This window comes from Lentzea sp. HUAS TT2, assembly GCF_051853195.1.
In the GTDB taxonomy this organism is placed as follows: domain Bacteria; phylum Actinomycetota; class Actinomycetes; order Mycobacteriales; family Pseudonocardiaceae; genus Lentzea.
The window spans coordinates 869,182-888,361 of record NZ_CP196667.1; the positions used below are offsets into that span (position 1 = coordinate 869,182).

At 68.8% G+C, this 19,180-nt stretch carries 13 protein-coding genes; 3 read left to right on the forward strand and 10 right to left on the reverse strand.

What is annotated here, in order from left to right; translation table 11 throughout:
* Positions 1-56 precede the first annotated feature (56 nt).
* From ACSHWB_RS04390 to ACSHWB_RS04400, 3 genes are all read right to left on the reverse strand, one after another.
* Positions 57-1,385: a SulP family inorganic anion transporter gene (locus ACSHWB_RS04390; RefSeq protein WP_439660801.1), complete on the reverse strand. Its 1,329-nt coding sequence runs from the start codon at positions 1,383-1,385 to the stop codon at positions 57-59.
* A gap of 14 nt (positions 1,386-1,399) precedes the next feature.
* Positions 1,400-1,873 carry a carbonic anhydrase gene (locus tag ACSHWB_RS04395; protein WP_439660802.1) on the reverse strand — a complete coding sequence of 158 codons (474 nt, stop codon included), beginning with the start codon at positions 1,871-1,873 and terminating at the stop codon, positions 1,400-1,402.
* Positions 1,874-2,028: 155 nt separating this feature from the next.
* Positions 2,029-2,346 carry a hypothetical protein gene (locus ACSHWB_RS04400; RefSeq protein WP_439660803.1) on the reverse strand — a complete coding sequence of 106 codons (318 nt, stop codon included), beginning with the start codon at positions 2,344-2,346 and terminating at the stop codon, positions 2,029-2,031.
* A gap of 250 nt (positions 2,347-2,596) precedes the next feature.
* Between ACSHWB_RS04400 and ACSHWB_RS04405 the strand changes: the two genes are divergently transcribed.
* Complete coding sequence (locus ACSHWB_RS04405; protein ID WP_439660804.1) at positions 2,597-4,666, forward strand: nSTAND1 domain-containing NTPase; 2,070 nt, start codon at positions 2,597-2,599, stop codon at positions 4,664-4,666.
* A gap of 69 nt (positions 4,667-4,735) precedes the next feature.
* Here ACSHWB_RS04405 and ACSHWB_RS04410 read toward each other — a convergent pair whose 3' ends face one another.
* The 3 genes from ACSHWB_RS04410 to dctA all read right to left on the reverse strand — a co-directional run bounded on the left by ACSHWB_RS04410 (position 4,736) and on the right by dctA (position 12,648).
* The gene (locus tag ACSHWB_RS04410; RefSeq protein ID WP_439660805.1) at positions 4,736-6,241 is read right to left on the reverse strand and encodes a glutamate synthase subunit beta; all 1,506 of its coding nucleotides are present in this window, start codon (positions 6,239-6,241) and stop codon (positions 4,736-4,738) included.
* Positions 6,234-10,757: a glutamate synthase large subunit gene (gene gltB / locus ACSHWB_RS04415; protein WP_439660806.1), complete on the reverse strand. Its 4,524-nt coding sequence runs from the start codon at positions 10,755-10,757 to the stop codon at positions 6,234-6,236. Before gltB ends, ACSHWB_RS04410 begins: the two co-directional genes overlap by 8 nt.
* Before the next feature lie 529 nt (positions 10,758-11,286).
* Complete coding sequence (gene dctA / locus ACSHWB_RS04420; protein ID WP_439660807.1) at positions 11,287-12,648, reverse strand: C4-dicarboxylate transporter DctA; 1,362 nt, start codon at positions 12,646-12,648, stop codon at positions 11,287-11,289.
* 111 nt (positions 12,649-12,759) lie between these two features.
* Here dctA and ACSHWB_RS04425 point away from each other — a divergent pair, with 111 nt between their 5' ends.
* On the forward strand, positions 12,760-13,659 hold the full coding sequence (locus tag ACSHWB_RS04425; protein WP_439660808.1) for a TAXI family TRAP transporter solute-binding subunit: 900 nt from the start codon (positions 12,760-12,762) through the stop codon (positions 13,657-13,659).
* Here the strand turns inward: ACSHWB_RS04425 and ACSHWB_RS04430 are convergent.
* From ACSHWB_RS04430 to lgt, 3 genes are read right to left on the reverse strand one after another with little or no spacing between them, the layout of a single operon-like run.
* On the reverse strand, positions 13,628-15,001 hold the full coding sequence (locus ACSHWB_RS04430; RefSeq protein WP_439660809.1) for a HAMP domain-containing sensor histidine kinase: 1,374 nt from the start codon (positions 14,999-15,001) through the stop codon (positions 13,628-13,630). The genes ACSHWB_RS04425 and ACSHWB_RS04430 overlap by 32 nt on opposite strands.
* Before the next feature lie 48 nt (positions 15,002-15,049).
* Positions 15,050-15,712, reverse strand: a complete 663-nt coding sequence (locus ACSHWB_RS04435) for a response regulator transcription factor (protein WP_439660810.1) — start codon at positions 15,710-15,712, stop codon at positions 15,050-15,052.
* A gap of 3 nt (positions 15,713-15,715) precedes the next feature.
* Positions 15,716-16,726 carry a prolipoprotein diacylglyceryl transferase gene (gene lgt / locus ACSHWB_RS04440; protein WP_439664514.1) on the reverse strand — a complete coding sequence of 337 codons (1,011 nt, stop codon included), beginning with the start codon at positions 16,724-16,726 and terminating at the stop codon, positions 15,716-15,718.
* Between the two features lie 382 nt (positions 16,727-17,108).
* Between lgt and ACSHWB_RS04445 the strand changes: the two genes are divergently transcribed.
* Positions 17,109-18,257 (forward strand): FAD-dependent monooxygenase, encoded by a 1,149-nt coding sequence (locus ACSHWB_RS04445; RefSeq protein WP_439660811.1) that lies wholly within the window; start codon positions 17,109-17,111, stop codon positions 18,255-18,257.
* Here ACSHWB_RS04445 and ACSHWB_RS04450 read toward each other — a convergent pair.
* Positions 18,254-18,814, reverse strand: coding sequence for a Uma2 family endonuclease (locus tag ACSHWB_RS04450; RefSeq protein WP_439660812.1), 561 nt, complete (start codon positions 18,812-18,814; stop codon positions 18,254-18,256). The genes ACSHWB_RS04445 and ACSHWB_RS04450 overlap by 4 nt on opposite strands.
* Between the last annotated feature and the right edge of the window lie 366 nt (positions 18,815-19,180).

A 19,180-nucleotide genomic window follows, 5' to 3' on the forward strand; every position in this document is an offset into this window, starting at 1 on the left:
GACCTTTCGTACTGCATGTGAGTACGAAAGGTCCCCCGCGTGCGGTTCGCTGTTCGCTATCGGCCGACTAGGTCGACGGTCTTGCCCGCCCGCCGGGACTCGTCCACCCACTGGTCGATCGCCTGCCCGCAGGCCTGGTCGAGGTGCCGGACCCCGCTCAGGTCCATCCGGACGTGCTCCCGGTCGACGCGGTCGAGCTCGTCCAGCAGCACGGGCAGCTTCAGGAACGTCGCGTTGCCGCGCAACGCCACCCCCTCCGGCGTCACGGTCACCTGCAGCCTGGACACGTCCCAGGCCGTCTTGATGACCGCGGCCAGCAGACCGGCGACGGTGCCGGTCAACAGGTCGGTCGCCACGATGAGACCGGCCGTCAGGACGAAGACGAAGCTCTCGGCCTTGTCGGTGCGCCACGTCGCGACCACCTCGCGCAGGCCCAGCAGCTTCCACCCGGCGTGCACCAGGACCGCCGCCAGCACGGCGACCGGGATCAGCGTCAGCAACCCCGGCAGCAGCACCACGAACAGCAGCAGCCACACACCGTGCAGCACCCTGGAGGCCTTGGTGCGCGCCCCGGCGCTGACGTTCGCCGCACTGCGCTCGATCACCGCTGTCATGGGCAACGCGCCGAGCAGGCCGCAGATCGTGTTGCCCACGCCCTGCGCGACCAGTTCCTTGTTGTACTGCGTGCGCGGGCCGTTGTGCATGCGGTCCACCGCGGCCGCGCTGAACATCGACTCAGCCGAGGCGACGAGGGCGAACACCACGGCGGTGCCGATGACTCCGGTGTCCAGCAACGAGAAGTCCGGCAGATGCACGTCCGTCGACAGCGTGCCGACCGTGATGCGTTCGACGTCCGACGCGAAGATCGCGGCCAGCGCGGTGCAGACGACCACGCCGACCAGGATGCCCGGCACGACCCGCAACGGCGTGCGCTGCCACAACAACATGATCAGCACCGTGAGCAACCCCAGCGCCAGCGCGACCGGGGACACGATCAGGTGCTTGAGCTGACCGAAGATCAGCACGAGGCCGATGCCCGCGAGCATGCCCTGCACCACGGCCGGGGAGATCGCGCGGAACCACCGGCCGCACCTGGCTAAGCCCAGCGCCACCTGCAACAGCCCCGCGCCGAGCACGATCACGCCCAGCGCCTGGATCCCGTGCCGGGACACGGCGTCCGCCACCAGCACCGTCAGCCCGGCGGCCGGTCCGCTCACCTGCATCGTGCTGCCCGGCAGCAGGCCGACGACGATGCCGCCGACCACGCCGGTCACGATGCCGAGCTCGGCCGGCACCCCGGACGCCACCGCCACACCAACGCACAGCGGCAGCGCCACGAGGAACACCACGACCGATGCGCCGAGATCGGTCCAATACTTCTTCATCACGTCAGAAACCCCTACAGCGGAAGGAAGGCGTGCTCGGCACACGCGGAGACCTCGCCGGTCTCGATGTCGTAGAACCAGCCGTGGACGCGCAACGCCTCCGAAGCGACCTTCTCGGCCACGAACGGGTACGCCAGCAGGGTCTCCAGCTGGGCGCGCACGTGCTCCTGTCCTTCCGAGCGCATCGCCGGGTCGGACGCCTTGCGCGGCCGTCCGGGACGCAGCCAGCCGCGCATCGCGGGCAGGTGGTCGATGCCGCCGCCGTTCAACGCGCCGACCGCACCGCAGTGCGAGTGGCCGCAGACGACGATCTCGCTGACCCCGAGCTGCAGCACGGCGAACTCGATCGTGGCCATCTCGCTGGACGGCGCGGTCAGCGAGTAGGGCGGGATGACGTTGCCGGCGGTGCGGAGCTCGAACAACGAACCGGGCTCCGCACCCGTGATCGCGGCCGTCACGATGCGCGAATCAGCGCACGTGATGAACATCGTGGTGGGTTGCTGACCTGCGGCGAGCTTGCGTCCGAGAGAGCGCGAACGCGATGCGGCGTGTGCGCGGGCATGCTGAACAAAGCGATGGAAGTCCATGGGGATCCCTCACTGCCAAGGAAAGTGTTTCGGTTAGATCGGGTAGTGGGGACCGATCAGTTTCGGAACACCTGCAGCGCAGGGGGTGTGCGCCAGACCACTATTGGTTCGGCGTTGGACACGAGCGCGAGAACACCGGGAACGGCGCGCGGCGTGAACACCGTGAAGAACGACGGAGCGGCCACGCTGGACGTGCGGTCGACGGACGTGACCAGCAGGCGCAGACGGCTCGTCTCGCGCTCCTCGCGCGGAACTTCTTCCTTGGGGACAGAGGTCTTGGACTTCGGCGGCGGCGCGCCGATCGAGACAGTCGAGACGGCCGGGGTCAGCACGGCGCACAGGGCGACGACGACAGCGAGAAGAACGCTGCGCATGCTCACACCCCCCGACTGAGTTGATCTACAGCTATCAGTTTCGCCCAAAGTGGACAAGTTCCGCGATATACGAGACTGGCTTTGCCCGCATCACACACAAGTTTCACCCGAAAGGGCTTCTCGTTTCACGGAAACGTACGTATGCAGAGAGTGGTCCTGCCGCGTTGTAGATGCGCCAATTAGTGGACGAACGGCCGCCGATCCCTGTCAGCTCTGCACAATCGGTGACCGAATGGCAAAGGAGACGGCCGTGGCGAGGGTGTTCATCAGCCACGCGACGCAGAATGTGGCGATCGCGACACACATCCGCAACTGGCTCGAAGGTGATCACGAGATTTTCCTGGAAGTTCATCCTGAGGACGGGATCCAGGTCGGCGAGGCGTGGCGCGAGCGTTTGCACCACGAGCTGCGCGTGGCGGACGCCGTCGTGTGCGTCATCAGTCAGGCGTCGGTCACGTCGAGCTGGTGCAACGCCGAGATCGCCATCGCGGACGCCCTGGGCACCCTCCTGCTGCCCGTGCAGCTCGACGGCGTCATCCACCCGTTGATCGGGCACCTCAACCACATCCCGCACACCACCGCCCGCCATCACCTGGAGAAGGCGCTGCGGCGGTTCGACGCCGGTGGCCGCAAGCTCGCGAAGGACCAGGAACCGTTCCCCGGCCTGGACGCGTTCAGCACGGCGCTGAGCGCGGTCTTCTTCGGCCGTGACGCGGAAACCCGCGCGCTGGCCCGCAAGGTGCGCCGCGGGCCCGGTCTGCTCGCCGTCGTCGGCCCGTCCGGCTGCGGCAAGTCGTCGTTGGTCAGGGCCGGGCTGCTGGCCCAGCTCGCGGACGACCCGCGCTGGCTCGTCATGCCGCCGTGGCTGCCGGGCAACGACCCGCTCGACGCGCTCGCCCGCGCGGTGCGCAAGACGGCCGGCCGCGTCGGCCTCGGCTGGACGTTGCGGGAGACCAGAGACCGGCTCGCCCTCGACGGGCTGCGCGGCGTCGCCCAGGAACTCGTGGACGAGGACCGCAGACTGCTGATCACCATCGACCAGGCGGAGGAGCTCTTCACCCGTGCCGGCGAGAAGGACCGCCAGCTCGTCGCGAGCCTGCTCAAGGACGCGCTCGCCGACAACGTGCGGGTGGTCGCGACGCTGCGGTCGGAGTTCCTGGACGACCTGCGGACGTTGCCCGAACTGAGCGGCGTCCACCTCGGCAGCTACGTGCTGGCGCCGCTCGCGCGCGAGGTGCTCAACATCGTGATCACCGGCCCTGCCCGCGTGGCCGGGCTCAAGGTGCATCCGGAGCTCGTCGCGCTGCTGGTCGAGGACACGGCGAGCGGCGAGGCGCTGCCGTTGCTCGCGTTCACGTTGCAGCACCTGGCAATGGGCGTGCCACGAGGCGGCACGCTCTCCGGCGAGTTGTACGAGCACTTAGGCGGCGTGCACGGCGCATTAGCCCGGCACGCCGACGACGTGCTCGACGGCGCCGTCGCGGAAACCGGGATGAGCAAGGAAGAACTGCTCGCCCGGCTCGCGGCCCTGGCCACGCTCGACCACACGGGCAGGCCGACCCGCAAGCGCGTCACCATGTCCCAGTTGGACTCCCGCGCCCGCGCCGCGCTGGAGGTGTTCGTCCGGCACCGCCTGCTCACCGCGAGCGGCGACAAGCAGGGCCGCTGGATCGGCGTGGCGCACGAGGCGTTGTTCACCGAGTGGCAGCCGTTGCGCAGCGCCATCGAGGAACGGCAGATCGGCCTGCGCGCGGCCCAGTCCGTCGAGATGGACGCCTCGCAGTGGATCGAGGGCGACCGCGTGGACCACCTGCTGCTCAACGAGGACGCGCTCGCGGCCATCGCACCGCTGGTCGCGAACGACGACCTCTCCCCCGACGCCCGCCGGTTCCTGGCCGTGAGCCGCGACCGGATCCACGCGCTGCGAGGACAACGCCGGCGCGACCGCAGGCGCACGGTCAGTTGGCTGGCGGTGTTCCTGGTGGCCGCGATCGGCGCGGCGGGACTGGCGGCGTTCCAGTGGCACAACGCCAGCGCGGAACGCGACAGGGCCACAGCACGCGCACTCGTGGTGCAGGCCCAGGTAGCGCGCACCTCGTCGCCACGGCTGGCGCTGCGCCTCGGCCTGACCGCACACGCGCTGGCACCCAGCCAGGACACGAAAGCCGAGCTGACCACGACGTTGCTCGGTTCGTCCGGCGTGCCCGGCAACCTGTTCGCCCAGGCCTGCGAGGTCGCGGCAGGGGGCCTCAGCCCGCTCGAATGGCAGCGATATCTACCGGAACTGGACTACCGCGACACCTGCGCCCAGTCGGTGTAGGCGAACGCCCCGGCCGACGTCGTTGTCGGCCGGGGCGTCATGCTGCTCCCCGCTGGTCGGACGCCGTTGTCAGACCACAGCGAGCGGAAGCTGGTTCGGGATGACCGGCGAGGGCAGGTTCGAGGAACCCGTGAGGAACCTGTCCACGGCGTTCGCCACGGACCGCCCCTCGGCGATCGCCCACACCACGAGGGAGGCGCCGCGATGCGCGTCCCCGCAGACGAACACGCCGGGCGCGGTCGTCTGCCAGTCGGAGCCGCACGAGATCGTGCCGCGCGCCGACAGGGAGATGCCCAGGTCGTCCAGGAGCCGCATGTGCTCGACGCCCTCGAAGCCGATCGCCAGCAGCACCATGTCCGCGGGCAGGACCTCGATCTCGTCGGTCAGCGGCACCACGGAACGGCGGCCGGACGAGTCCTTCTCGACGCGCACCTGCTGCAGCTCGATGAAGCGCACGTGGCCGTCCTCGTCACCCACGAAACGCTTGACAGCCACGGTGAAGCGGCGTTCGCCGGCTTCCTCGTGCGCGGGGTACGTGCGCAGGATGTGCGGCCACACCGGCCACGGCGAGCGGTCGTCGTCGCGGACCGTCGGCGGCATCGGGTACTGGTCGAGCTGTGTCACGGACAGCGCGCCCTCGCGGGTCGCGGTGCCGTAGCAGTCGGCACCCGTGTCGCCACCGCCGATGACGATGACGTGCTTGCCCTGCGCCGAGTACGACGACGGGCCGTCACCCTCGACCGCGCGGTTCGCGGGCACCAGGTGGTCCATGGCGAGGTGCACGCCCTTGAGCTCACGCCCGGGGGTCGTCTTGTCGTCACGGCCTCGCAGCGCACCCACGGCGAGCACGACCGAGTCGAACTCGGCACGCAGCTGCTCGACGGTGATGTCTACGCCGACCTCGCAGCCGGTCACGAACTTCGTGCCCTCGCGGCGCAGCTGGGAAAGCCTGCGGTCGAGGATCTTCTTCTCCATCTTGAACTCGGGGATGCCGTACCGCAGCAGCCCACCGAGCCGGTCGTCCCGTTCGTACACGACGACCTCGTGGCCCGCGCGGGTCAGCTGCTGCGCGGCGGCGAGTCCGGCGGGACCGGAACCGACGATCGCGACGCGCTTGCCGGAGGACACCGTCGCCTGGGCCGGCTGCACGTAGCCGTTCTCCCACGACACGTCCGCGATGGTCTCCTCGACCCGCTTGATCGCGACGGCACCACCCGCGTCGTGCGAGATCGACAGCACGCAGGCCGCCTCACACGGCGCCGGGCACAACCTGCCCGTGAACTCCGGGAAGTTGTTGGTGGCGTGCAGGCGGTCCGAGGCGAGCTCCCAGTCGCCGCGGCGCACCAGGTCGTTCCACTCGGGGATCAGGTTCCCGAGCGGGCAACCGGCGGTTCCGCTGTGGCAGAAGGGAATGCCGCAGTCCATGCACCGCGTGGCCTGCGTGCGCACCGCGTTGTTGCGGTCGACGGGGTCCTCGTGGAGGTAGACCTCGTTCCAGTCCTGCAACCGTTCCGGCTTCGGGCGCTTGGGCGCGTCGGAACGGGTGTGCTTCATAAAACCCTGTGGATCAGCCACGGGACGCCTCCATGACAGCCGCGTCAACGTCCCGGCCCTCGGCGCGTGCCAGACGCATCGCGTCCATCACTCGCTGGAAGTCACCGGGCATGACCTTCGTGAACGCACCGGCCCGCCGGGTCCAGTCACCGAGCAGCGACGCGGCGACGGCGGAACCCGTCGCTTCGTGGTGCTTGGTGATGGCGTCCTTGAGCCAACGCAGGTCCTCGGCGTTGAGGCGCTGCAGTTGCACCATCTCCTGGTTCACCGACAACGGGTCCAGGTCGAGCACGTACGCGATACCGCCGGACATGCCGGCCGCGACGTTGCGCCCGGTCGGCCCGAGCACCACTGCCCGGCCACCGGTCATGTACTCGAACGCGTGGTCGCCCACGCCCTCGGCCACCAGCAGCGCGCCGGAGTTGCGCACGCAGAAGCGTTCGCCGACCCGGCCGCGCAGGAAGATCTCGCCGGACGTGGCGCCGTAGCCGATCACGTTGCCCGCGATCACCTGGTCCTCTGCGCGGAACGGCGCGTCCTCGAACGGCCGGACGATGATCCGCCCGCCGGACAGGCCCTTGCCGACGTAGTCGTTCGCGTCGCCGACCATCTCGAGCGTGATGCCGCGCGGCAGGAACGCGCCGAGCGACTGGCCTGCCGACCCGGTCAGCCTGACCTGGATCGTGTCGTCCTCCAGGCCCTCGCCGCCGAAGCGGCGGGTGACCTCGGCGCCGAGCAGCGTGCCGACCGTGCGGTTGACGTTGCGGACGGGCAGCTCCAGCTTGACCTGGTGCGCGTCCTCCAGCGCCGCCTCGGCGAGCTGGATCAGCGTGCGGTCCAGTGCCTTGTCGAGGCCGTGGTCCTGGTCGCGGATCTTGCGCTTCGCCGTCGGGTACGGGGTCTCGGGCACCTCGAAGACCGGCTCCAGGTTCAGACCGGCGGTCTTCCAGTGCTCGATCGCGTCGTCCTTGTCGAGCAGCTCCGCGTGACCGACGGCCTCGTCGATCGTGCGGAAACCGAGCTCTGCCAGGATCTCGCGGGCCTCCTGCGCGATGAACTCGAAGAAGTTCACGACGTGGTCGGCCTGACCGGTGTAGCGGGCGCGCAGGTCGGGGTTCTGCGTGGCGACACCGACCGGGCACGTGTCCAGGTGGCAGACGCGCATCATCACGCAGCCCGCGACGATCAGCGGTGCCGTCGCGAAGCCGAACTCCTCGGCACCGAGCAGAGCGGCGACCACGACGTCACGACCGGTGCGCATCGCGCCGTCGACCTGGACGGTGATGCGGTCGCGCAGGCCGTTGAGCAGCAACGTCTGCTGGGTCTCGGCGAGGCCGATCTCCCACGGCGTTCCCGCGTGCTTGAGCGAGTTCATCGGCGAGGCACCGGTGCCGCCGTCGTAGCCGGAGATCAGCACGACGTCCGCGTGGGCCTTGGCCACACCGGCGGCGACCGTGCCGACGCCGATGGAGCTGACCAACTTCACATGAACCCGGGCCTGCTCGTTCGCGTTTTTAAGATCGTGGATGAGTTGCGCCAGATCCTCGATCGAGTAGATGTCGTGGTGCGGCGGCGGCGAGATCAGACCGACACCCGGCGTGGAGTGCCGGGTGCGCGCGATCCACGGGTAGACCTTGAAGCCGGGCAGCTGGCCGCCCTCGCCGGGCTTGGCGCCCTGCGCCATCTTGATCTGGATGTCCGTGGCGTTCACGAGGTACTCGCTGGTGACGCCGAACCGTCCACTCGCGACCTGCTTGACCGCCGAACGCCGCTCCGGGTCGTACAGGCGCTCGCGGTCCTCGCCGCCCTCACCGCTGTTCGACCGGCCGCCGAGGCGGTTCATCGCGATGGCGAGGGTCTCGTGCGCCTCGGCCGAGATCGAGCCGTACGACATGGCGCCGGTGTTGAAGCGCTTGACGATCGAGCTGACGGGCTCGACCTCGTCGATCGGGATCGGCGTGCGGCCCTCGCCCCGGAACTTGAACAGCCCTCGCAACGTGCCGCCCTGCCGGGAGATGCGCTCGACCTCCGCCGTGTACTGGCGGAAGACGTCCTCCTTGCGCGTCTTCGTGGCGTGCTGCAGCAGGAACACCGTCTCCGGCGTGAACAGGTGCAGCTCGCCCTCGCGGCGGTACGAGTACTCGCCGCCGACCTCGAGCCTGCGGTGCGCGCGGTCGGTCGGGTTGTCCGGGTACGCGCGGCGGTGGCGCACGGCGACCTCTTCGGCGAGCACGTCCAGGTGCACGCCGCCGAGCTTGGACTGCGTGCCGGTGAAGTACTCGTCCAGCAGGTCGTTCGACAGGCCGACCGCCTCGAAGATCTGCGCCGCGGTGTAGGCGCCGACGGTCGAGATGCCCATCTTCGACATGATCTTCAGGACGCCCTTGACGAGCGCCTTGACGTAGTTGCGCACGGCCTTGTGCGCGCGGACGCCGGAGATCGCGCCCTGGCTGATCAGGTCCTCGATCGTCTCGAACGCGAGGTACGGGTTCACCGCGGCGGCGCCGTAGCTCAGCAGGGCCGCGACGTGGTGGACCTCGCGGCAGTCACCGGACTCGACCACCAGCGCGACCCGCAGGCGTTCCTTGGTGCGCACCAGGTGGTGGTGCACCGAGGAGACCAGCAGCAGCGACGGGATCGGCGCCATGCGGTGGTCCGAGTCCCGGTCGCTCAGCACCAGCGTGCGAGCACCGTTCGCGATGGCCTCCGACGCCTCGCGACGCACGCGCTCGATCGCGGCGGTGAGGGCGTCGCCGCCACCATCCACTTCGTACAGTCCGGACAGGACGGTGCAGGCGAAGCCCGGCAGGTCCCCGTCGTCGTTGATGTGGATGAGCTTCGCGAGCTCGTCGTTGTCGATGACCGGGTAGTCGAGCGTCACGTGGCGGCACGAGACGGGGCCGGGGTCGAGCAGGTTCTGCTCGGGGCCCATCACGCGCTTGACCGACGTGACGATCTCCTCGCGGATCGCGTCCAGCGGCGGGTTCGTGACCTGCGCGAAGTTCTGCACGAAGTAGTCGTAGAGCAGCCGGGAACGCTGGCTGAGCGCCGCGACCGGGGTGTCCGTGCCCATCGAGGCCAGCGGCTCCATGCCCGTGACCGACATGGGCGTGAGCAGGATCCGCAGCTCCTCCTCGGTGTAGCCGAAGGTGAGCTGGCGGCGCACGACGGACTCGTGGCTCTGCGTCACGTGCTCGCGGTCCGACAGGTCGGCCAGGTCGAGCAGGCCGGCGTGCAGCCACTCGTCGTAGGGCGACTCGGAGGCGAGCCCCGACTTGAACTCCTCGTCGTCGACGATGCGGCCCTGCGCGGTGTCCACCAGGAACATGCGGCCGGGCTGCAGGCGGCCCTTCGCGACGACCTGGTCGGACGGCACGTCGAGCACACCCGTCTCGGACGCCAGGACGACGCGGCCGTCGGCGGTCTGCCACCAGCGGGCAGGACGCAGGCCGTTGCGGTCCAGGACCGCGCCGACGAGCGTGCCGTCGGTGAACGTGACACAGGCCGGGCCGTCCCACGGCTCCATCAGCGATGCGTGGAACTGGTAGAACGCGCGGCGCTTCGGGTCCATCGTGGCGTGGTTCTCCCACGCCTCCGGGATCATCATCAGCACCGCGTGCGGCAGGCTGCGGCCGCCGAGGTGCAGCAGCTCCAGCACCTCGTCGAACGACGCCGAGTCCGAGCCGTCCGGGTCGCAGATCGGGAACAGCCTGGCGAGGTCGCCAGGGATGAGATCGCTGTCCAGCAACGCCTCGCGGGCGCGCATGCGGTTGCGGTTGCCACGGACGGTGTTGATCTCACCGTTGTGCGCGACGAACCGGAACGGGTGCGCGAGCGGCCACGAGGGGAAGGTGTTCGTGGAGAAACGACTGTGCACCAACGCGATCGCCGAGTAGAGGCGCTCGTCGTGCAGGTCGGGGAAGAACGCAGGCAGCTGCTCGGTCGTCAGCATTCCCTTGTAGACGATCGTGCGCGCCGACAGGGAAGGGAAGTAGACGCTGCCCTCGTGCTCGACCCGCTTGCGCAGGCAGAAGGCGAGGCGGTCCAGGGAGATCCCGGCCTCGTCGCGCGTGCCCTTCACGAACAGCTGTGCGAAGTGCGGCGCCACGGACATCGCGGTCGGGCCGACGTTGGCCTTCTCCGGATCGGTCGGGACGTCGCGCCAGCCGAGAACGACGAGGTTCTCCTCCTCGGCGATGCGCTCGATCTGCCGCATCGCGTCAAGGCGTTCTTCGGATTCAAACGGCAGAAACGCGATTCCCGCGGCGTACTGGTCACGCTCGGGAAGGTCGAAGTCGACCACAGCACGCAGGAACTCGTCCGGCAGCTGCAGAAGAATGCCAGCACCGTCACCCGAGGTGGGTTCGGCGCCTGCCGCGCCGCGGTGCTCCAGGTTCGCCAGCGCTGTCAAGGCATCGACGACGATGCCGTGGGAACGCCGGCCCTGGATGTCGGCCACCATGGCGACGCCGCACGCGTCGCGCTCATCAGCCGGGTCGTAGAGACCCTGGGGGCCGGGGATGGCGGAGAAGATCACTGCGCAGACCTCCTTCGTCGTCCTCGCTAAAGAACAATGTCCTCGTGCTCAGACCTCGAACCAACAAGGGAGCACGGGACGACGATGGCCCGCGTGTTGACGCGACTTTAACAGCCGCGAAACCCAGGGACACCCGCCAATGGGTGATCTAGGTCATGGGTGTGTAACGATTCCCGGGCGGGGAGCGACATTGCGGCCAACGTCGGCGTTCGTTACAGCCGGGTAAGCGTAACCGAACGTTCAACATCGGCCAGTCCGATGAGAGTTGCGCTACATTCCCGGTTTACCACACGATGATCTGGGTAACCAGACGTCTTCGCTGCTCAGCGGCCTGCCGTCCCAGTTAGCGGACGCTCACCACCCTAGCGCGCGACCGTCCTTTCGAGCAGTTCTCGATTGTTCCCCCTCAAACGAGACCGAGGCCCCGTTCACCCCACGCCGCATGTGGGGAGAGCGGGACCTCGGCATACATGGAGGTCTGCGAGTCTCGTGGCCGGAGGAGGGGGTGCCGCCTCCGGCCACGGACGTCTCAGTGAGCCGCGGCCGGCTCCTTCTTGTCGTCGCCCTCGGCGCCGGTCTGCTGCGCGAGCAGGTCGTCCACGTCGACGCTGTCCGGGTTGTTCAGCACGTGCGTCAGGCGCTCCTTGTCGAGGCCCTTCTGCCAGGCGGCGACCACGAGCGACCCGACACCGTTGCCGATCACGTTCGTGATGGCGCGGGCCTCGGACATGAAGCGGTCGATGCCGACGATCAGCGCGATGCCGACCGCGGGGATGGCCGAGTGGGCCTCGAAGGCCTGCAGCGACGCGGCCAGGGTGACGAGGCCGGCACCGGTGACGCCCGCAGCGCCCTTCGAGGCGATCAGCATGAACGCCAGCAGGCCGATCTGGACGCCGATCGACACGTCGTGACCCGTGGCCTGGGCGATGAAGATCGCGCCCATGGTCAGGTAGATGCACGTGCCGTCGAGGTTGAACGAGTAGCCGGTCGGGATGGTGAGGCCGACGACCGACTTCTGGGCGCCCGCCGCCTCCAGCTTGACCATCATGCGCGGCAGCACCGACTCGGACGACGAGGTGCCGAGCACGATCAGGATCTCGTCCTTGATGTAGCGCAGGAACTTGAAGAGGCTGAAGCCCGCGAACCGCGCCACGAGGCCGAGGACCACGATGACGAACAGGATGCAGGTCGCGTAGAACGAGCCCATCAGCCAGAGCAGCTTGCCCAGCACGCTGCCGCCGAACTTGCCGACGGTGTAGGCGATGCCGCCGAAGGCACCGATCGGGGCGACGTACATGACGATCTTGATGATGCCGAACATCACCTTGGAGAGCGTCTCCATCGCGGAGACGACCTTGGCGCCGCGCTCACCCATGCCGGCGACCGCGACGGCCACCAGGATGGCGACCACGAGCACCTGGATCAGCTGGCCGTCCGTGAACGCGCTGACGAAGGACTTGGGCACCAGGCTCAGGATGAAGCCGGTGACCCCGGTCTCCGCGGTCGAGGCGGACTTCAGCGTCGCGTCGGCCTGGCTCGCGTTGAGCGTGATGTCGCCGCCGTGGTGACCCGGCTGGACGATGTTCACGACGATGAGGCCGATGGCGAGCGCCACCGTGGTCATCGCGGTGAAGTAGAGGATCGTCTTGAGCGCGAGCCCGCCCGCCTTGGCGAGGTTCCCGAGGCCCGCGATGCCGACGATGATCGTCGCGAAGATGGTCGGCGCGATGACGACCTTCACGAGGTTCACGAACAGGTCGGCGAGCCACTTCATCTCGGACGCCTGTTTGGGGAACAGGAAGCCGACGGCAGCGCCCAGAACGATGGAGACCAGCACCCAGAAGTAGAGGTGCTTGTAGATCGGTTTGCGCCCTGTGGTCGTGGTGGCCACTGTTCCTCCTTGAACTACGTGTTGGGTGAGAGAGTGAGCCGCGCCACCAGGCCCGACAAGCCGACGTGAGGAAACTTCAGACAGCCCTGACGTAACAGCTAGGCTTCATCGGTGTCGCTCAGCCGTCGCACGCTTCTGCTAGGGGCCGGACTGGCTCTCGCAGGGTGCACCCCGCGCAGGGTCGAGGCGCCCGCTGAGCTGGTGCTCGCGACCGGGCCGGAGGGCGCGGTGTTCCGCGAGGTCGGAGGGGCACTGGCGGCCGCGCTGGCCGAGCAGCTGCCCGACACGAAGGTCACCGCCATCCCCACGGCTGCATCGGTTGAGAACCTGCAGTTGTTGCGCTCGGGTGACGCCCAGCTCGCGCTGTCCTCTTTGGACCCGATCGACGACCCGCAGAGCGTGCGCGCGGTCGGCCGGCTCTACGACAGCTTCATGCAGATCGCCGTGCCGCTGAACTCGCCGATCCACACGTTCGGTGATCTCGCCGGCAAGCGGATCTCGTTGGGGCCCACCGGTTCCGGCACCGAGTTCACCGCCAAGCGGATGCTCGAGTTCTTCAAGATGTCCGCAATGGACGAACGCATGGCGCACGCGGAGGCCTCCCGCCGCGTCGCGGACGGGTCACTGGACGCGATGCTGGCGCTGACCGGCATCCCCACCCCCGCGATCACCGACCTGCGGGGCAACGTGCGGCTGATCAACATCCCGGCCGAGGCCAGCAGGCTCGCCGACGAGTACAAGGGCCCGTACATCCCCGCGACGATCCCGGCCACCACCTACGAGAACGTCCTGGCGAACCAGACGTTCGCGGTGCCGAACCTGCTGCTGGCGCGCGAGTCGCTGAGCGCGGACGTCGTGGAGGTCGTGGCGCGCACGGTGTTCACCGAGACCGCGCGGATCGTGGAGGGCCACCCGGAGGCGTCCCGCATAAACGTCCGCACCGGCATCGCGACCGGGCTCGTGCCCCTGCACGACGGCGCTATGCGCTGGTTCCGTTCCGTGAAGCGCTGAGGGCGACCTTCACGTCCAGGCCGGGACTCGCGTCGTGCAGCGTGAGCGTGCCGCCGGCCGACTCGATCAGCTCGGCGCAGATCGCGAGCCCCATCCCGGTGCCCGCCACGTTCTGGTGCTTGGTCGCGCGCCAGAACCGTTGCAGCGCGAGCTCGCGTTCCTCGGCGCTCAGGCCGTCGCCGTCGTCGACGACGTGCAGCTCACCGGGCTTGCCGCTGATCACGACCTCGCTGGCGTTGGCGAGCCGGATGGCGTTGCTGACGAGCTCGTCCAGCACGCTGCCGAGGCCGCCGGGCGGTTCCTGCATGGTCAGGCCCGCCGGTACGTCGATCTTCAGCGTGACCCCGGTCTTGCTGGCGAGCGCCTGCCAGGCGGCCCGGTGCGTGGTGAGCAGCTGGTCGATCTCGACGGGTTCGGTCTGCCGCGCGCTGTCGAGCCTGGTCGCGGCGAGCAGCGTGTCGAGCACGCGCCCCATCTCCTCGGCCTCCTCGACCGCGATCTGGTGCGCTTCCTCCGCGAGCTCGCCCTTGATGTGCGGTTCCAGGTTGTCGACGGCGAGCCGGAGGCTGGCCAGCGGGTTGCGCAGCTGGTGCGACGCGTCGGCCACGAACGCCTTCTGCCTGTTCAGGGCCTTGCCCACGACGTCGACCATGGTGTTGAAACTGCGGGCGAGCCTTCGGAGCTCCTGCGGCCCGCCGACCTCGTCCGCCCGCACGTCGAGGTTGCCCTGCGCGACGGCCGCGGTGGCCTCGTCGAGCCTGCCGACCGGCCGCAGCACCCACCGCGACATCGGCCACGCGGCGGCGACCACGGCCAGCATGGGCGCGAGCCCGGCCAGCGCCATCAGCCCCCACTGCCGCAGCACTTCGGTCCTGAGACCACTCGTCTGCGAGATGGTGACGACCGCGGCCACCACCTCGCTGTCCCGCCCGACCGGCTCGACGACGACCATCGGCCCCGTGCGCCACGGCCAGCCCGTGTACTCGGGCTCGGGCCGCACGCCACCGTTCAACGCCGTGTTGAGGGCCTTCGTGACCTCGGGGTCGTTGGTGGGGTTGAAGCCCTGCCGTGACGACATGAGGATGCGCTTGTCCGCGCTGACCAGGGCGACGGGGATGTCGTAGAGGTTGTCGTAGCGCTGGATCTCCTGGCTGAGGGCTTCCAGCCGGTCCGACTGCAACGCGCTCTCACCGAGCGAGGCGAACCTGCTCGCGTCACCGAGGCGGTCCAGATAGGTCGTCTGCGTCTCGCGCTGCACGACCGCGGACGCCAAGGGGATGCCGAGCGCCGCGACCAGGGCGACGAGCAGCGGAACGGTGATGGCGAGCAGTCGGCGGAGCATCGGTTGTGATTGTTCCGCACGCACCTGTGGATGTCTCCCGGACGCTCGTCACGTGGCGAGCCGGTAACCCACTCCCCTGACCGTCTCGATCTTGACGTGCCCACCGAGCTTGCCGCGCAGCGCCGCGATGTGCGTGTCGAGCGTCCGCGACGGCGCCTCCCAGTGCGCCTGCCACACCTGGTCCACGATGAAGTCGCGGCTCACCACCTCGCCCTTGCGCGCAGCGAGCAACGCGAGGAGGTCGAACTCCTTGCGGGTCAACGAGAGCGGCTCACCGTCCAGCGTGACGACCCGCGTCGAGGTGATGATCTGGAGTGGACCGATCCGCAGCGGCCCCTCGGCCTCGGGTTCCGCGCGGTGCGTGCGCGTCCTCCGCAGGACCGCCTCGATCCGGGCGAGGAGCTCGGACGTGCCGAACGGCTTCACCACGTAGTCGTCGGCCCCCGCACGCAGGCCGAGCACGCGCTCACGTTCCTCACCGCGCGCCGTCACCGTGATGACGGCGGTGCCCGGACGGTGCCGCAGCTCGCGCAGGACGTCCAGGCCGTCGCCATCGGGCAGCCCGAGGTCGAGCAGCACCACATCGGCGGGTGCGGCACGCAGCGCGTCAGCGGCCGTGGCCACCCGATGCACCTCGTAGCCCGCGTGCCGCAGTGCGGTCAGCAGGCCTCTGGCCACCCGGTCGTCATCCTCGACGACGAGCACGCGCACAGATCACTCCGGTTTGACGGACTCCGGGGAGTTCTTCTTGTCCTTCTCGGCGACGTCGTCCTCGCTGCTTTCCTCGACGACGCTCTTGTCTTCGGGCTCTGCTTCAGTCGTTTCGGGCGCTTCTGTCGTGTCCCCGGCCGTGGCTCCGGTCGTGCCTCGCATTGCCGCGACGTCCTCACGTTCACCGCGGGACTTGGCGATGACGAAGTACGCGATCGCCCCGAAGAACACGAGCGCCGACACGAACACGTTCACGCGCGTGCCGAGGATCAGCGTCGCCTCGTCCGTGCGCATCAGCTCGATCCAGAACCGGCCGGCCGTGTACCCGGCGACGTAGAGCGCGAACACCCGCCCGTGGCCGAGCCGGAACTTCCGGTCCGCCCACACGATCAGCAGCGCGACACCGAGGTTCCACAGCAGCTCGTAGAGGAACGTCGGGTGCACGACCTGGATCGGCGTGTGGTCGATGGCGACACCCGCCAGCGCGTCCTCACGACCCTCGGGCGTGACGCGGCGGTAGATCTCGAGCCCCCACGGCAACGTCGTGTCGCCGCCGTAGAGCTCCTGGTTGAAGTAGTTGCCGAGCCGTCCGATGGCCTGCGCCACCACGATGCCGGGCGCCAGCGCGTCCGCCATCGCGGGCAACGGAATGCCCTTGCGCCGGCACCCGATCCACGCGCCGACGGCACCGAGCGCGATAGCACCCCAGATGCCGAGGCCGCCGTTCCAGATCTCCAGCGCCGCGAGCGGGTTCTTGCCCGGCCCGAAGTACTTCTGGTTGTCGGTGATGACGTGGTACAGCCGCCCGCCGACAAGACCGAACGGCACGGCCCACACGGCGATGTCGGTGACCTCGCCCTTGATACCGCCGCGGTCTACCCAGCGGCGTTCACCCCACCAGATGGCGACGATGATGCCGGCGATGATGCACAGCGCGTAGGCCCTGAGCGGGAGCGGACCGAGGTACCAAACACCGCGGTCGGGACTCGGGATCGTGGCCAGGAGGGCGTCCAACACGGCGCCCACCGTACCGGTCGGCTTGTGAGCGCCTCGTGGGGACGCTCGATCGTTATCGGCCCGAACCCTGTCGGAGCCGATCACTAGAATCGAAATTGGGGGTACCCGGCCGGACTCGTGTGTGTGGTCGCAGCACATAGGCCCCGCGCAGCAGGACACCTCGGGGCACCGCCCAGCCGATCGCGCGCGTGCGGTCGCAGCGCGTAGGCCCGTGAGACTCGTGACTTCAGCTGGGCGATTGCACCGGACGTGGCCCCACGGCCGGGACAGCGGACCCGTTCGCCCATCCGCCGTGCTCGGGTCGGCGACCTTAGGGGGTTCGTGATCGCGGAACCGAGATACTCGGACGCGGTCTCGGCGGACTCCCGAAAGGTCGGACATGACGGTCCTGGTGGTCGGCGGCGGTATCGGCGGGCTGGCGACGGCGCTCGGGCTCGCGCGGGCCGGGCAGCGGGTGACGGTGCTCGAGGCTGCGGCGGTGTTCGAGGAGATCGGCGCCGGGATCCAGGTCGGGCCCAACGGGTTCCGGATGCTCGACTCGGTGGGTGTGGGCGCTGCTGTGCGGGCTCGGGCCGTGCACGTGGACGAACTGCGGTTGAGGTGCGGGGTGTCCGGGCGGCAGATCGCCGGGTTGCCGGTCGACGAGGGTTTTCAGGAGCGGTTCGGAACTTATGCGGTGGTGCATCGCAACGACGTGCTGACGCCGTTGCTCGACGCCTGCCAGAACAACGAGCTGATCGACCTCCGGGTGAGCAGCGGTGTCGAGGCCTACACGCAGGACGACGGTGGGGTCACCGCGGTGCTGCGGTCGGGCGATCTCGTGCACGGGGAGGCGTTGATCGGCGCTGACGGGTTGCGGTCGGCGGTGCGGCGGCAGCTCGTGGGTGACGGGGATCCGCAGGTGTCCGGGCACACGACCTTCCGGGCGGTCATTCCCTCGCAGGACGTGCCGCAGTCGTTGAAGGAGAACGTGGTCACGCTGTGGGCGGGGCCGCGCTACCACGTTGTCTGGTATGTGATCGCCGGCGGGCGGTACGTCAATCTCGTGGCCACCGCGGACAACGGCGCCACGGATCCCATGACCGGCAAGCCCGTCGAGCACGCCGACGTGATGCGGCACTTCACGCCGTTGTGCGACGACGCGGCTCGGATCATGGAGCTCGCCGACGAGTGGCGGGCGTGGGTGCTGTGCGACCGCGCGCCGATCACGAACTGGCAGGACTCGCGCGTTGTGCTGCTCGGGGACGCTGCGCATCCCGTGTTGCAGTACGCCGCGCAGGGTGCCTGTCAGGCGTTGGAGGACGCCGTGTGCCTCTCCGCCGTGTACGACCCTCGTGACGTGGCCGGCTCTTTTGCGCGGTACGTGGCGCTCCGTTCGGAGCGGACCGCGCGCGTCCACCACGCGTCGCGATGGATGGGGCGGGAGGTCTACCACCCGGCCGGGGAGGCGGCGGAGGCCCGTGACGCGATGTTCGCGGCGTGGACCGTCGCCGACCTGCACGAACGGCTGGAGTGGCTCTACGGCTAGAACTTGATGGTGACCGGGAACGGCCGCTCGATCTTCAGCACCCCGTCCTCACTGGTGGCGATCTCGACGTAGTCGGTGCCCTGGAGTTCGAGCAGCGTGGCCTCGACGACGCCTGGCTCCGGGTCGACCATCAGGTAGTGCTGAATGCCCGCCTTGGCGTAGAGGCTGCGCTTCAGTCCCTGGTCGTTCAGCCGGGTGCTGGGTGAGAACACCTCACCGACCAGCACGACGTCGGAGACCGGGAACATGACTCCCGCTTCCCTCGGCCTCACGACCGTGAAATCAGGAATCACCAGGCGCCCGCTGGAGAGCAGGACGTTCAGCTCGATCGTCGTCTGGAGGTAATCCGGGCAAGCCGCGCGCAAGGCGGCCGCGGCATCGAACACCAGCTGCTGGTGGCGGTAGGACCCCAGCGGGCTCACGAGAAGCATCCCGTCAACGAGTTCGATGCGCTGACTGTTGTCCTCGGGCAGCGACATGACGTCATCGAGCGTCCAGGGGCCCACGTGCCTCGGCAACAGGTACTGGGCTGGTGCCGTCTCTGCTGGAGCTGCCACTGGGCATCACCTCCGTAAACCGCCCGGCGAACACCAGTGTGGCACGCCGGACCGATAGCCGGGTTGTGCATGAGTCCACGTTCGCAGGTCAGACCGACAGTCAAACGGGGTTTTGGCCCTAACCGACGAGGATTCACTCGATCAGGTGTTCGAATCCATGTCATGCTCTTGGAGTAACGTCAGGGGCTCCGAAAGGAGGCAAGGCTCCCCCACAACTTCATAGCCGCCATCCCGACAACCACTCGATGGCGAGCACAGTGTTCGACCTTCGAAGCAAACACCGCGCCACCCGACAACCAAGAAGCGGAGCCGTCGCTGCAGAGACGGTTTCCTCAAGCGCCGCAAAGCAAAACCGCCCGGCCAGCA

What these genes read in the sequence shown, in the direction of transcription:
- ACSHWB_RS04445 (WP_439660811.1), top strand. Translation starts at nt 17,109, where the DNA reads ATGACGGTCCTGGTGGTCGGCGGCGGTATCGGCGGGCTGGCGACGGCG.
- ACSHWB_RS04430 (WP_439660809.1), bottom strand. Translation starts at nt 15,001, where the DNA reads ATGCTCCGCCGACTGCTCGCCATCACCGTTCCGCTGCTCGTCGCCCTG.
- ACSHWB_RS04400 (WP_439660803.1), bottom strand. Translation starts at nt 2,346, where the DNA reads ATGCGCAGCGTTCTTCTCGCTGTCGTCGTCGCCCTGTGCGCCGTGCTG.
- ACSHWB_RS04390 (WP_439660801.1), bottom strand. Translation starts at nt 1,385, where the DNA reads ATGAAGAAGTATTGGACCGATCTCGGCGCATCGGTCGTGGTGTTCCTC.
- ACSHWB_RS04395 (WP_439660802.1), bottom strand. Translation starts at nt 1,873, where the DNA reads ATGTTCATCACGTGCGCTGATTCGCGCATCGTGACGGCCGCGATCACG.